At 70.3% G+C, this 13597-nt stretch carries 13 protein-coding genes; 4 read left to right on the top strand and 9 right to left on the bottom strand.

Annotated elements, in window-relative coordinates:
• Nucleotides 1-528 precede the first annotated feature (528 nt).
• Nucleotides 529-1224: a DUF4232 domain-containing protein gene (locus tag ACIBK8_RS25080; protein WP_399044097.1), complete on the top strand. Its 696-nt coding sequence runs from the start codon at nucleotides 529-531 to the stop codon at nucleotides 1222-1224.
• 151 nt (nucleotides 1225-1375) lie between these two features.
• On the opposite strand, the gene ACIBK8_RS25075 is transcribed toward ACIBK8_RS25080, so the two are convergent.
• The gene (locus tag ACIBK8_RS25075; protein ID WP_399044096.1) at nucleotides 1376-2557 is read right to left on the bottom strand and encodes a 4-hydroxybenzoate 3-monooxygenase; all 1182 of its coding nucleotides are present in this window, start codon (nucleotides 2555-2557) and stop codon (nucleotides 1376-1378) included.
• A gap of 253 nt (nucleotides 2558-2810) precedes the next feature.
• On the opposite strand from ACIBK8_RS25075, the gene ACIBK8_RS25070 reads away from it, so the two are divergent.
• Nucleotides 2811-3368 (top strand): TetR/AcrR family transcriptional regulator, encoded by a 558-nt coding sequence (locus tag ACIBK8_RS25070; protein WP_399044095.1) that lies wholly within the window; start codon nucleotides 2811-2813, stop codon nucleotides 3366-3368.
• Between the two features lie 103 nt (nucleotides 3369-3471).
• Here the strand turns inward: ACIBK8_RS25070 and ACIBK8_RS25065 are convergent, their stop codons facing one another.
• The 8 genes from ACIBK8_RS25065 to eno all read right to left on the bottom strand — a co-directional run bounded on the left by ACIBK8_RS25065 (nucleotide 3472) and on the right by eno (nucleotide 11899).
• Nucleotides 3472-3816, bottom strand: a complete 345-nt coding sequence (locus ACIBK8_RS25065; protein WP_399044094.1) for a hypothetical protein — start codon at nucleotides 3814-3816, stop codon at nucleotides 3472-3474.
• A 76-nt stretch (nucleotides 3817-3892) separates the two neighbouring features.
• Entirely contained in the window at nucleotides 3893-4225 is a 333-nt protein-coding gene (locus tag ACIBK8_RS25060; protein ID WP_399044093.1) for a hypothetical protein, read from the bottom strand.
• A gap of 271 nt (nucleotides 4226-4496) precedes the next feature.
• Nucleotides 4497-5564 (bottom strand): acyl-CoA dehydrogenase family protein, encoded by a 1068-nt coding sequence (locus ACIBK8_RS25055; RefSeq protein WP_399044092.1) that lies wholly within the window; start codon nucleotides 5562-5564, stop codon nucleotides 4497-4499.
• On the bottom strand, nucleotides 5564-6709 hold the full coding sequence (locus ACIBK8_RS25050; protein WP_399044091.1) for an acyl-CoA dehydrogenase family protein: 1146 nt from the start codon (nucleotides 6707-6709) through the stop codon (nucleotides 5564-5566). Before ACIBK8_RS25050 ends, ACIBK8_RS25055 begins: the two co-directional genes overlap by 1 nt.
• Before the next feature lie 139 nt (nucleotides 6710-6848).
• Nucleotides 6849-8042, bottom strand: a complete 1194-nt coding sequence (locus ACIBK8_RS25045; protein ID WP_399044090.1) for a CaiB/BaiF CoA transferase family protein — start codon at nucleotides 8040-8042, stop codon at nucleotides 6849-6851.
• Nucleotides 8043-8182: 140 nt separating this feature from the next.
• Nucleotides 8183-9631, bottom strand: a complete 1449-nt coding sequence (locus ACIBK8_RS25040) for a CoA transferase (protein WP_399044089.1) — start codon at nucleotides 9629-9631, stop codon at nucleotides 8183-8185.
• Nucleotides 9632-9703: 72 nt separating this feature from the next.
• Nucleotides 9704-10441: a helix-turn-helix domain-containing protein gene (locus ACIBK8_RS25035; RefSeq protein ID WP_399044088.1), complete on the bottom strand. Its 738-nt coding sequence runs from the start codon at nucleotides 10439-10441 to the stop codon at nucleotides 9704-9706.
• 156 nt (nucleotides 10442-10597) lie between these two features.
• A complete protein-coding gene (gene eno / locus ACIBK8_RS25030) occupies nucleotides 10598-11899 on the bottom strand; it encodes a phosphopyruvate hydratase (RefSeq protein WP_399044087.1) in 1302 nt (433 codons plus the stop codon).
• Between the two features lie 202 nt (nucleotides 11900-12101).
• On the opposite strand from eno, the gene ACIBK8_RS25025 reads away from it, so the two are divergent.
• A complete protein-coding gene (locus tag ACIBK8_RS25025; protein WP_399044086.1) occupies nucleotides 12102-12524 on the top strand; it encodes a MarR family winged helix-turn-helix transcriptional regulator in 423 nt (140 codons plus the stop codon).
• Nucleotides 12525-12868: 344 nt separating this feature from the next.
• The gene (locus tag ACIBK8_RS25020; protein ID WP_399044085.1) at nucleotides 12869-13426 is read left to right on the top strand and encodes a DUF3291 domain-containing protein; all 558 of its coding nucleotides are present in this window, start codon (nucleotides 12869-12871) and stop codon (nucleotides 13424-13426) included.
• Nucleotides 13427-13597: the final 171 nt, after the last annotated feature.

Below are 13597 nucleotides of genomic sequence, written 5' to 3'. Positions count from 1 at the left end.
CATGCCGAAATTGTTCCCGGTGAGGAGTCGTGCAGTAGTGGTGTGCCGCGAAGCGGCGGATGGCTGCCGTGGGGCCGGTTGGCTCCGTGGCAACTCGGGGAACACTACACGAGCCCCTTCGGGCTCGTACGCAGGGCTCGTAACACGGTCACGAGCGGGCCTCCTTGAGACGTCGCCAGCAGATGGGGCTGCGGGCCAGGCAGGAGAGGGCGTCGGGAGCTCGGCGCGGCGTTCCCAGTGGACAGCGAGGCGCTTGGAGTGGAACTTGCCGCCATGGAGAGGAGCCTCGGACCACACGACCGGCGCCACCTGCACGGCCGGGACGTCGCCGGGCTGCGCGGCCGTGGCTTCGGCGCGGCCCAAGCCAGGGCGGGAGCGGCCCGTGGCTTGGCATATCTGTTCGTGCGTGGTGTGTCAGTGGGACGTGAGTGAGGCGTTGCCGGAACGTCAGTGGTGCCGGGAAGAGTGGTGTCCACACCGCGGGAACGGTCCAAGGAAGTCCCGCACGAACGCAGGGGGAACCCGATCATGCGCACTTCCCGGATCCGTACCGCCGCCCTGGCCACCGTCACCGCCGCACTGGCCCTGGGCCTGACCGCCTGCAACGGCACCGACGGCGACTCCAAGGCAGCAGGCACCGACCACACCGCCAACACCGCACAGAGCCGGCCCGCATCCCAGGACGGCAAGGACGGCGCGGAGCAGGCCAACGGCGGCGGTGACGCCAAGGCGAGCGCGCGCTCGACGGCCGCATCGGGCGGGACGGGCCAGACCGCGGGCAAGGGCACCACGGCCGACGCCCGGCAGTGCGTCGGCGACGAACTGCAGGTCACCGCGGAGCACCGCTTCGCCGGCCAGCAGGGCGACCACCTCCTGATCACCGCATCCAACACCGGCACCACGCCCTGCTGGGTCACCTCCTACCCCTCCGTCAAGCTCGGCGGCGACGTCGACAGCGCCGCACTGCCGCACTCCAAGAAGGACGACCAGGGCGGCAACAAGCAGCTCACCCTCCAGCCCGGCAGCAAGCTCTACAGCGCGGTCAACCTCTTCGACTACGGCTCCAAGAACCACACCGCCGACAACTTCGCCATGGCACTGCGCAGCACCGACGGCCACAACGGCCCCTACTACTCCGTCGCCACCAAGGGCGACAAGCCCCAGTTCACCTGGAACGAAGCCGACGTACTCAACTGGAACACCAAGAAGCCCTACGACTTCTGACCCCCATCGGTCAGTCCCGGCGCCACCCCGGACACGCCACCCCGGACACGCCACGCCGCGCACCCCGAACTCCGCCGCCACGGCGGTCACGTTCGGTGCGGCGTCGGCGTTCGAGGTCGTCGGTGAACCAACTGGGACCGCGAGGCGGTGGCTAGTTCAGGCCGGTGAGGAACTCGCTGAACAGCCGGTTCGCTGTGGTCGACGCATACAGGCGCTCGAACTCTGCGCGGGCGATCCGGCGCTGGAACTCGCCCCGGTAGGAGGCGTCACCGCCGTCGTGCATCAGGTCGGTGAACCAGGCCGCGAATGCCTGGTAGTTCCACACGTGCCGCAGACACGTCGTGGAGTACTCCTTGAGCAGGGTCGTGTCGTTGTGCTTGACCTGGCGGACCATGGCCTTGGCCAGAACGTCGGCATCGTGCAGGGCGAGATTCATGCCCTTGGCGCTCATGGGCGGCACGATGTGGGCGGCGTCGCCCAACAGGTAGAGGTGTCCGTAGCTCATCGGGTCGTAGACCACGCTGCGCAGCGGGACCATCTGCTTGCTGGAGATCGGCCCCGGGGTAGCTATGGGTTCACCGAAACGGGCCTCGATCTCAGCCCAGATGCGCTCGTCGGGCCAGTGCTGCGTGGTGTCGTCAAGCGGGCACTGCAGGTAGAAGCGGCTCGCGTGCGGGCCGCGCGCGAACTGGCCGGCGAACCCACGGGAATGGATCGCCATCATCGACTGGTGGTTGGCCGGGATCTCCGCCAGCACGGTCAGCCACGCGTAGCCGAACTCTCGGGTGTAGCGCGTGATGCGATCGTCGGGAATGGTCGCCCGGCTCACCCCGCGGTCTCCGTCGCAGCCGGCCACGAGTTCGCAGCTGAGCGTCCTCGTGGCACCGGCAGCGTCCCGGTAGCGCACGAGGGGCCGCTCACCGCAGATGTTCTCCAGCGCGACGTCCTCGGCCTCGAAGCGCAGATCTCCGCCGTCGCTCACGAAGGTGTCGATGAGGTTGCGCACCAGGACCTGCTGCGGGCAGAAGCGCCCGTCTCCGTTGTCGTCGGCCAGGAAGCGGTACGGGCGCGTCCGACCGTCGATCCGGAAATTCATGACCGGTTCGACGGGCACGCCGCCCAGGACCCGCTCCCCCAGGCCCCACTCGCGGAACATCCGGGCTGCGCGGGCGTCGATGACTCCCGCCCGTTGCCGCTGTTCCACGTAGTCACGACTGCGGCGCTCCAGGATGACGCAGTCGACCCCGCTGCGGAGCAGGAAGTTGCCCAGAGCGAGACCGGCGACACCCGATCCCACGATCACGACGGTGGTGTTCTCGTCCAGTACGGACATTGCTGACACTCCTTGACTGTCCGGGCGCCGTACAGGCGCCGTTCGCGGCACGCAGCACGCGCGCGGACCCTCGGTGGGGTGGCGTGGACGTGTGCGAGCGCCTGGGGTCGACTCCGCGCCTGTCGAAGCCGGCCACGGTCTGGCGGGCGTTTGCCGAGGCAGTGGCGTGCGACGGGGCATTCCCATACCCTTAAGCGAAGTCGCCACTACGCATCATACGTAGCCTTCGCTACGGTTAGCAAGGAGAGTCGTCATGCGCCGAGACGGTGCCGCCAACCGGGAGAGTGTCCTGCTCGCGGCCGAGCAGGTCTTCGGTGAGAAGGGAGCGGCGGCCTCCACGGAGGAAATCGCCCGCCGGGCGCAGGTCAGCATCGCCACCGTCTTCCGGAACTTCCCCACCAAGCAGGACCTGATCGAGGCCACGGCCGCCCGCTATCTCGACGGGCTCACCGGCCAGGCGCGTCACCTCGCCGACAGCATCAGCGATCCCGCGGAGGCGTTCAGCACCCTGCTCCGCACCCTGGTGTCCGTCGGCGCCGCGAAGATGGCGCTCATGGACCTGCTGCCGCCGCACAGCGACGACGGGCAGGGCCTGTCCCCGCAGGTCACCTCGGCGGCCGACGCCTTCCTGGGCACCCTCGGACGCGCCCTCGAACGCGCCCAGACGGCCGGAGCGGCCCGAGCGGACGTCACCGTGCAGGACGTATCCCTGCTGCTGCGGGCCCTTGCCCACGTAACAACCCCGGGCGGAGACGAGGCCATCGAACGCACCCTGCGTATCGTCCTGGACGGCCTCGGAGTCCCGAACTGATTTATTTTCAGGGGAATTTGACGCGGAGTTGAGGAGGGAAAGACGGCCGTGCCTCGCTTGTCGCGGCGTGGCGGTGCGTGGGTGGCTTCGGCCTGGCGGCGGCTCAGGGAAGTTGACGTCCCATCTTTGCCGACTTGCGACTATGCCGTTTGGTGTCCCACCACTCCTCCAGCGCAGTACGAACGATGTGTACAAGCTGCTGGAGCCGTTCGGGGTCCGGGGCGGGTGAAGTGAGCACATCCAGGAAGGACTTGTCGTCCCAAGGGAGTGTGAATTCCCAACGCTCGCTCTGGAGCCCTTCCCTTTCCACGGTGAGCCAGTACGTCAACGTCGCGCTTCGATCCGGTTGGTGACTGACCGAGAGTTCATCGACGTTGAAGCTGATCTTCCTGTCACCGGTGGTGTAGGAACGGGCCAGAGCCTGCTCGGCCGGCGTTTTGGTCGGCATGCGCACCACCATCTTTCACCGCGAGTTCTCGTCCTCGCCAATTCCCTTACTGAGGCTAGCACTTGGCTGTGGAAAATTACGTGGCCCTGTATGTGGTGATGTGGCGACAGTGGTTCTCACCGCCGGTTTTGTCGCTGCGGGCTTGCGTGCCTTGGTGGGAAGGGAGGCCGGTGCTCACGACGCGGTTCGTGGCGGACGGGCCGAAGCCGACGACGGTGATGCCGACCTGCTCAAGCGTGGGCAGGTCCAGCGTGCGAAGTGCTTGCTCGGTGACCAGCAGGCGGAATCCTCCGCCGACGATGTCGTCGAGCAGTCCTGTCCTGACGCCGTCGCGGCCCTCATCGCCCTGGAGGAGAACGTCATCTGCCTCGCGCCCCGCGTCATGGCACAACACCTCGTCGAACGGCATGTCCCCCTGCGGCGGCACGCGGTGCCCCTGGACCTGTCCTTGGCCGAAGTCGGACTCCGCTGGCACCGACGGCTCGACGACGACTTCGCCTCACGCTGGCTGCGCGATCAGATGAGAGCTGCCGTTCAACCGCTGATTACGACACCGAACACCCCGTGGGATAGGGGCAGTTGAGGATAGCGGCCGACGGCGCCGGGGTGGCCCGGCGCCGTCGGAATCCGCAGTGGTCTCGGGGTGACCGCGGACGATCAGGAAGGGGGTGTGGGAGGGGTCAGGGTGTGGTGGTGAGGGTGGGCCAGAGGGTGGTGGCGGTGAGGGGGCGGGCCAGGCGGTGTGCCCAGTGGGTTTCGTCGCCGTCTTCGTCGCGCCAGGACCACAGGCGGGTGGTGGCGAGGTGGAGCGGGTTGAGCCGGGTGATGCCGATGGCGCCGTGGAGTTGGTGGGCGATGCGGGCGATCTCGGCGGCGGAGGCGGATGCCTGGGTCTTGGCGGCGGCGACGGCGACCTGTGCGGCAGGACCGCCGGCGTCCAGCGGCGCGGCGGCTGCCTGGACGGCGGCGCGGACCAGGGCGGCCTCTTCGATCAGCCGCGCCTCCTCCTGCTTGACGGCCTGGAAGCGGCTGAGCGGACGGCCGAACTGGGTGCGGGTGGTGGTGTGAGCGACCGTCAGCTCCACGCAGCGTTCGGCGGCTCCGGCGATCAGGGCCGACCGCAGCAGGGCCGCGCGGAGCCGGGCCTCGTCGAGCAGTTCCGGGGAGATCCGGCGGACCTGCGCGGCGGGAACTTCGAGTGCGGCGAGGTGGAAGTCGTCGCGGGGCTCCTCGGCGAGGTTGCCGCCGTGGGTGACGACGGCCAGGTCCGGGGCGATGGTGAACAGGACGGGGCCGGAGGGGGCGGTGGCCAGGATCACCACGGCGGTGGCCGAGCGGCCCCAGGGGACGCGCCGGAGCGTGCCGGTGACCAGCAGGGTGTCGTCGTCGCCCGAGCAGCCGGCGGAGCCGACGGCGGACGCTCCGGGATGGGCGTAACGGATCGTCAGCTCGGGGTCGATGGCGTAGCTGAGCGGGCCGTCGGGGACGGGGAGGCCGACGCGGTCCAGCAGCGGGCGGGCGACCAGGGCCGTCTCGGCGAGCGGGGCGGGCACGGCGCGGCGTCCCGCCTCCTGGGCGGCGGCAAGGAGTTCCGCTGTGGGGGCGTCAGGGGACGGGAGGGGTACGGCGTCGGGGGCGGTGGTGTTGGTGACGGTGGCGATGGTGTCGGGGTGGGCGTAGAAGGCGGTGGTGTCGTAGGTGTCGGCGGGGATGACGGGGGTGCTGGTGTCGATCGTGTGGGTGTTCATCAGTGCTGCTCCAGACCGCGAGTGATGATGCCGCGAAGGATTTCGTTGGTGCCGCCGCGCAGTGTGTAGCCGGGGCTGTGCAGCAGGGCGAAGGCGAGGAGTTCGGCGTGGGTTCCGGGGGTGGCGTGCGGGTCGGCCGGGGTGGGCAGGACGGCGCGTACGGTGTCGATCAGTGCGCCTTCCAGACGGGTGCCGAGGTCCTTGACCAGGGCGGCCTGGGTGTCGGGGTAGGCTCCGGCGTCCAGTGCGGCGGCCACGCCGAGGGAGAGGCGGCGGATGCTGTAGAGGCGGGCCGTCAGGATGCCGACCTGGGTGAGCTGTTCGGCCGTGGCCGGGCGCTGCTCCAGTTCGCGGAGCAGCGAGATCAGCAGGGGGAAGGTGGACAGGTAGCGTTCCGGGCCGCTGCGTTCAAAAGCGAGTTCGCCGGTGACCTGCTTCCATCCGTCGCCCGGCTGTCCGAGCAGCATGCCGTCGGGGACGTCGACGCCTTCGAGGTGGAAGGCGTTGAAGCGGTGCTCGCCGCTCATCAGGTGGATCGGCTCGATCCTGACGCCCGGGGCGCGCAGGTCGACGATGAACTGGCTGAGGCCGGCGTGCTTGTCCTCGGCGTCGTCGGTGCGGGCCAGCACGATGGCGTAGTCGTTGACGTGGGCGCCGCCGGTCCACATCTTGGTGCCGGTCAACCGCCAGCCGTCGGCGGTGCGTTGGGCGCGGGTGGCGACCGATGCGAGGTCGGAGCCGCTGGACTTCTCGCTCATGCCGATGGAGAAGAAGCACTGCCCGGCGGCGATCCGGGGCAGGAAGAAGCGGCGCTGCTCCTCGGTGCCGTGCTGAAGCACGGAGGGCCCGGCCTGCCGGTCGGAGACCCAGTGGGCGCTGACCGGGGCGCCTGCGGCGAGCAGTTCCTCGATCACGACGTAGCGCTCCAGGAAGCCGCGGCCCGCGCCGCCGTACGCGGTGGGCAGGGCCATGCCGACCCAGCCGCGCTCGGCGAGGCGGCGGCTGAAGCCGGGATCCCAGCCGGCCAGCCAGGAGTCGGGGCGGCCGAGCACGGTGCCGCGGGCGCGCTCCTCGTCGAGAAAGGCACGGACCTCGGTGCGCAGCCGACGGGCCGATTCGGGCAGGGTGACGTCGGGGAACGCCATCGGGGAAAGCGTCGAAGTCGAAGTCGAAGGGGACATGGACATGGTTCATTCGCTCCGGGGTTGGTGGATGGGCGGTGTGTTTCTTTTCGGTACGGGGATCGGTACGGGGATGGGTGCGGCGATCGGTACGGGAGTTCGGTCAGTTCGTGGGGTGGAGCAGGGCCGGGTCGAAGCCCGCTTCGCGGAGCACCTCGTCGGTGTGCTGGCCGATGGCAGGGCAGGGCCGTAGCTCCGGATCCGGGTCGGCCGAGTAGCGGACCGGACGGCCGATGGCCAGGTAGCGGCCCTCGGTGGGGTGTTCGGCCTCGTGCAGCAGGCCGCCCTCGCGGGCGTAGGCGGTGGTGGCGGCGGACTCCAGGTCGAGCACGGGGGCGGCGGCGATGCCCGCCAGGTCGCAGAACTCCTGCCACTCGGCGGTGGTGTGGTGCGGAGTCAGCTCCGCGAGCAGCGGATAGAACTGGTCGGCGTTGCGGGCCCGGTCGGGTCCTGTGGCGAACCGCGGGTCGGCGGCGAGTTCGGGGCGGCCGACGAAGGCGGTGAAGTCCCGCCAGTTGCGGTCGCTGTGGGGAAGGATGCACATCCAGCCGTCGGCGGTGCGCTGGGCGCGGCGCTGCGGGCTGAGCGAGCGGGGCGAGCCGAACTCCCCGCCGGGCTCCAGGGTGGCCGCGCCCAGGTGCTCGACCAGGTTGAAGGCGAGCATGGTGTCGGCCATCGGGACCTCGATGTGCTGGCCGGTGCCGCCGTGCTCCCGGTAGTGCAGCGCGGCCAGGACCGACTGGGCGATCTGCATGCCGCAGATCTTGTCGGCCAGCACGGTGGGTACGTAGTGCGGCTGTCCTGAGACCTGGTGGTTGAGCCAGACCAGGCCGCTGGCCGCCTGGATGATGTCGTCGTAGGCGGCGTGGGTGCCGTAGCTGCTGTCGCTGCGGAAGCCCTGGGCGCCTGCGTAGATCAGGCCGGGATTGACGGCCGCGACGTCGTCGTAGCCGAGGTGGAGCCGGTCCAGGGCCTGCGGGCGCAGGTTGGTGATGAAGACGTCGGTGGTGCGGAGCAGGGCGAGCAGGGCGTCGCGGCCGTGCGGGGCCTTGAGGTCGATGGCGGCGCTGCGCTTGTTGCGGTTCAGGTTGAGTGCCGTGCCGCCCATGCCGGGGTGGCGCCGCGGCGGGTAGTGACGCGTCATGTCGCCCGTGGGCGGCTCGACCTTGATCACATCCGCGCCCAGGTCGCCGAGCTGCTGAGCGGCGTACGGGGCCATGATCACGCTGGCCAGCTCAACGACGCGGACTCCGGCGAGGAGTCCGCGGCCGGACGGGCCGCTCGGGTTCTCGGACATCTTCCAGTGCCTCCTGGGGTATCGGGTGGGGCGGGCGGGCGAACGGTGGCGCGGTATCGGCGGCTCGCCGGCGGCCTGGCGGGTGCGGTAGCCGACCCGCGACAGGCGACAGGCGACAGGCGACAGCCGGTGGAAATGGCCTAGCGCCACTGGAGCGCAGCGGACCCGAGCGGGGACCGCCGGCCGGGCTGGGGGACCGTGCGCCCGCTGTACGCGAACGGTGTCGCCGGTTCGGTGAGCGGGCCGAAGTCGGTCCCGGTGGTCGACAGCGCGGCGTGCGGCGCGCGTCCGGGCCGGGGCAGGTCGAGTACGTCCTCCCGTGCCAGCAGCCCGAGTTCCTGCACCCAGTGGCACACCCCGGCCAAGGTCACGCGGATCCGCCAGGAGCCGCCCTCCGTCGCACGTCGGCGCAGGGCCGTTGTGACGGCGGCGGCCCCGAGGTAGGCGGCGAGGTAGTCGTTGAGCAGGTATGTCGGCGGCAGCGAAGGCCGGTCCGTCCACTCCTCGACGGCGAATCCGGTTGCCGAGCAGGCGAGTTGGTCGAATCCACCGCGTTCGCCCCAGGGGCCGTCGGCGCCCCAGGCGTGGTATTCGAGGGTGATGAGTCCGGGGCGGCGCCGGACGAGTTCCTCGGTCGACGCCCCGTGCCGGGCGAGTCCCCGGTAGGCGTGCACGAAGACGTCCGCGTCCTGGAGCGCGTCGTGGAAGGCCGCACGGTCGTGGTCGTCGCGCAGGTCGCAGTAGGCGTTGCGCTTGCCGCCGCCGGTCATCGCGATCATCGGGATCGGGTCGGGGCGGTCGGGACGCGTCAGGTGCAGCACGTCGGCGCCGAACTGGGCGAGGAGCCGCGTGGAGACGGGACCTGCGATGACATGGGTGAGGTCGAGTACGCGTACGCCCGCGAGCGCCTCATCGGCCGCGTCGATCGGCTCCAGAGGCCGGACCGGTCCGTCACCGACGCGTTCGATCTCGACGACCGGGCGTTGCGCCACATACCGTCCCGCGGGGTGCGCGAGCCACTCGTCGCGGCTGCGCACCACGCAGGCGACGCCGCCCCGCGCGCAGATGGCCTCCTCCAGCGTGAAGGCGTCCCAGTCGGCCGCGGCCTGCGCGATCCCCACCTTGTCGAGTCCGCACCTCAGCACGGAGTGGACCGCGTCCCGCAGATGCGGATAGGTGGTGATGAGGAAGATCCACCGGCCGTCACGCGCCCGGTAGAAGTCGTTGTTGCCGAGCAGCGTCGGATCGTCGAGCAGAACACCGAGCGGGCGCCCCGACAGCGTCGTGTGATACGTCGCCATGAGCTGGTCGATCGCGGCCCCGGCCTGCACCTCCACCCTCTGGCGCGGGTGACCGCGCTGTTCGCCGACCGCCGCCATCTGCCGCCCGAAGACACCGATCACGGCGGACATGGCATCGGCGAGGCGGTGCACCGATGGCACCAGGGGGTCGGCCCCGACGACCGTGATGTCCCCGGTCCCCCGGGCCGGTTCGGGGTCGTCGAGGGTGTGCAGGAGCTGGGAGACGATCTCGCCGGTGGGCGGCAGCTTCGGCGTCGTATCGGCCGTGTTCAGCGTGTGCGAAGTCATGCCGGGATGTTCGTTCCCGGCACCGCACGAGCGCCCGGATTCACGGATATCCGTGAACTGATGCGAACGTCGTCAGGTCCGCCACTCCTGGATGTGCGCGAGGAGCCGGGCCGCCGCCCGGTCCAGACGCAGCCGCTCCGAGCGGCCACGGCGCCGGTGCATCAGTGCGAGGGCTCCCGTGACGACGGGGCCGTCGGTGACGGGGATCGCGAGTGCGCTGACCTCGGGGTCGGCCAGACCCTCGCTGCGGCTGATCCGCGAGGCGCGGATCGCCGGAAGAGCGGAGCGGAACTCGGCGACCGCATCGGGGTCGTGGCGGGCCAGCTCGTCGAGCAGCCCACGGCGCTCCGCCTCGTCGGTGAAGGCCAGCAGCAGCCGCCCCGCGGCGGTGCGCAGCAGCGGCCGGGCCATGTGCTGGTCAGCGAGCGGCACGAGGCGGGGAATGTGGTCCTCGCCGCCGCGCGCGAGGTACACGGCGTCGAGCCCGACCCGTACGGTGAGCAGCACCGGGGTACCCGCGACGCGGCTCAGTTCGCTGAGCTCGGCCTGACTGATCCGCGGGACGACCCGGCCGGCGATGAGGTTGAGGACGTGCGGGGCGGGCCCGAGCCGGAAGCGCCCGTGCTGCTCCAGCAGAAAACCGGTCGCGACAAGGCCGTTGACCAGGTCCTGCACCGAACTCGCCGGTGCCTCGACCGTCCGCGCCAGCTCGGCCACGGTCACCCCGCCCGGCGCCCGCGCGGCAGCCTCCAGGATCCACGCGACCCGGTCCACCGTACGGTGACGCCGCCGCCGACCGTGCTCGCTCATCCCACCCCACCTCGCCCTTCTTCTGCATCGCCGACCACTCCCGCCGACACGACCCGCCGATCCTTTCCCGCCCCACCCCGACGAGCAAGCCGACCCCGGCCCTCGCAGACGTCATCAGGATCATCACGTTCTTGGCTGGAAAGGTGATGCGGTTCGTCAGGAGCGGCGCAGCACCGCTCCGCCCGCGTACCGCGCCGATGCGCCCAACTCCTCCTCGATCCTGATGAGTTGGTTGTATTTGGCGGTGCGGTCGGAGCGGGACAGTGAGCCGGTCTTGATCTGGCCGCAGCCCGTCGCCACCGCCAGGTCGGCGATGGTGGTGTCCTCCGTCTCGCCGGAGCGGTGCGACATGACGACGGTCCAGCCCGCGCGGTGCGCGGTGGCGACCGTGGCGAGGGCTTCGGTCAGGGTGCCGATCTGGTTGACCTTGACCAGGACGGAGTTGCCGACGCCGGTGCGGATGCCTTCGCGCAGCAGATCCTCGTTGGTGCAGAACACGTCGTCGCCGGTGAGCTGGCAGCGGTCGCCGACGTGGGCGGTCAGCTCCCGCCAGCCGTCCAGGTCGTCCTCGGCCATCGGGTCCTCGATGGAGAAGATCGGGTACGCGTCGATCAGCTTGGCCAGGTAGTCGGCGTGCTCGGTGGGTGTGCGGTGCACGCCCTCGCCCGCGTACACATACGTACCGTCCCGGAAGAACTCCGACGAGGCCGGGTCCATGACCAGTCCGATGTCCGTGCCGGGCCGGTATCCGGTGCGGTCGATGGCCGCCATGACGAAGTCGAGCGCCTCCTCCGCGGTGCGCAGTGCGGGGGCGAAGCCGCCCTCGTCGCCGACGCCGGTGGCGTGCCCGGCGCGCAGCAGGTCGCGGCGGAGGGTGTGGAAGACCTCGGATCCCATGCGGACGGCTTCGGCGAAGGTCTCCGCGCCCACCGGAGCGATCATGAACTCCTGGAAGTCCAGCGGGTTGTCGGCGTGGGCGCCGCCGTTGACGATGTTCATCATCGGCAGCGGGAGGAGACGGGCGTCGGCCCCGCCGAGGTAGCGGTAGAGGGGCTGGCGGTGGGCCGCCGCGGCGGCCTTGGCGGTGGCGAGGGAGACGCCGAGGAGTGCGTTGGCGCCGAGGCGGGACTTGTCCGGCCTGCCGTCGAGTGCGATGAGCGCGGCATCGAGGCCGGCCTGATCGTCGGCGTCGCGCCCCACTACCGCTGCCGCGATGTCGCCGTTGACGTGGGCGACCGCACGATCGACGCCCTTGCCGTGCCAGCGCCCGGGATCCCCGTCACGCAGCTCCACTGCTTCCCGTGCGCCGGTGGAGGCGCCGGACGGGACTGCGGCGCGGCCGAGGGATCCGTCGGCGAGGAGGACATCGGCCTCGACGGTGGGGTTGCCCCGGCTGTCGAGGACCCTGCGGGCGGTGACGGACTGGATGACGGTGGACTCAACTGCCGTGGAAACCATGGGAGGTCCTTCGCGTTGGTGCGCGCCGCGGCCCTGCTGCGACAACGCTGGCGCGTGCCGCGACGACACTGACTCTACAGCAATGCTGTTCAGTTCAGCTGTGCAGTATTGCTGTTCAGTGTGTCTGTTCAGTTGTGCTGCTCAGTTCAGCTGCACAGACAGGGTGCGCAGCCCCGCTGGCGATCACCGGTTAAAGTGCCTTATGCCCACCCCGGAACCCGCTGCCGTCGCCACCGAACTGCGTACCGCGATGGGCAAGCTCACGCGCCGCGTGAAGCACGAGGACCGGATTCCGCACGGCCAGGTCTCCGTACTCGGCACCCTCGACCGCGACGGGGCCATGACCACCAGCGACCTCGCCGCGGATCAGCGCGTACGGCCCCAGTCCATGGCCCGCGCGGTCGGGCTGCTCATGGAACAGGGCCTGGTCGTCCGCCGGGCGCACCCCACGGACGGCCGCAAGTCCCTGGTCGAACTCTCCCCCGCGGGACAGACCGCCCTTGAGGCGGAGCGCGGGCGCAGGGCCGGCTGGCTCGCCCAGGCCATCGAGAGCGAACTCACCGGCGAGGAGCGAGAGGTGCTGGCGCGCAGCGCCGCCCTGATGGAACGGCTCGCCGCGCGCTAGGTACTTGGCCGGCAGAGAGAGGCGCAGCGACTCAACGCGCGGCGTTCAGCGCCACCTGCGCGCGCACCACCGGCACCCCGCACCCTGCCCCGCCCGTCACCACCCCAGCCCCCGCAATGACCGGCGCAAGAAGCCACTTGGGCAGGGAAAACGCAACTTCGACATGGCCCGCAGAGGCAGCTACCTTCACCTGGTCTTCGGCGGTCGCCCACGGCCGCACAGCAGTCCCTTCAGGCTGAGCCACCCGCGACGGGATGAGTTGGCCACGCCCCACGAACCCCCGCCCCTATGCGTAAGCCACCGAACCGGGCCCACGCCAGGCACCCCCAACCAGGGAGAGACGCATGCCCCATCTTGCTCTGTACACATTCGGCGTCCTGAAGTCACCTCTCGCCGATCCCACGCCTCTCACGCGCGAGTTCTACGACAGCGGTGAGGCCGTCTACCGGCAGATCAGCCAGCACCCCGGATACCTCGCGCGCGCTGAAGCGGCAGACGGAGGCCGGGGCTCACACTTCGATGCGGACTGGGGTGCATGGGGAGAGTTCACCGTACCGACCTGGTACGGCAAGGGCCGTACGGCGGAAACCACCGCCCTGGCCGCGACCCTCTCGCTCTGGACCGGCCTGCGCCCCGCCTTCGACGCCATCTACACCGGTCTGCACCGTGCCGCGCTGAACAGGCGTTACGACTGGTTCGAGAGGGCAGAACACCCGAATTACGTGTTCTGGTGGGTCTCCGACGGCGTGATACCCACCTGGCAGGACGGGGTTGCCAGGCTGGAACACCTCCACGACCACGGCGCCGCGCCGCACGCCTTCACCTTCCACCACTCGTTCACCCCGGACGGAACTCCGGCCAGGATCAAAGACATCGGGCCGAAGAGCGACCAGGTTCACTGACAAGGAAGCCCGAACGGCTGGGTTCGCTGTAAGACGCGGAGGCGGAGGCGGACCCGGGTGACGCGGACGCGGTGCGACGGTCAGTTCGACAGGGCGAAGCCGCCGATGAAGAGGGTCAGGTAGAGCAGCAGGGCCACCCCCGCGAAGGCCGCCACGGCGAGGACCGCCTTC

Origin of the sequence: Streptomyces sp. NPDC050161 (assembly GCF_044460025.1) — a bacterium.
Lineage (GTDB): Bacteria > Actinomycetota > Actinomycetes > Streptomycetales > Streptomycetaceae > Streptomyces.
The sequence above is the reverse complement of the archived record's forward strand: the minus strand, read 5'-3'. Positions and strand labels throughout refer to the sequence as shown.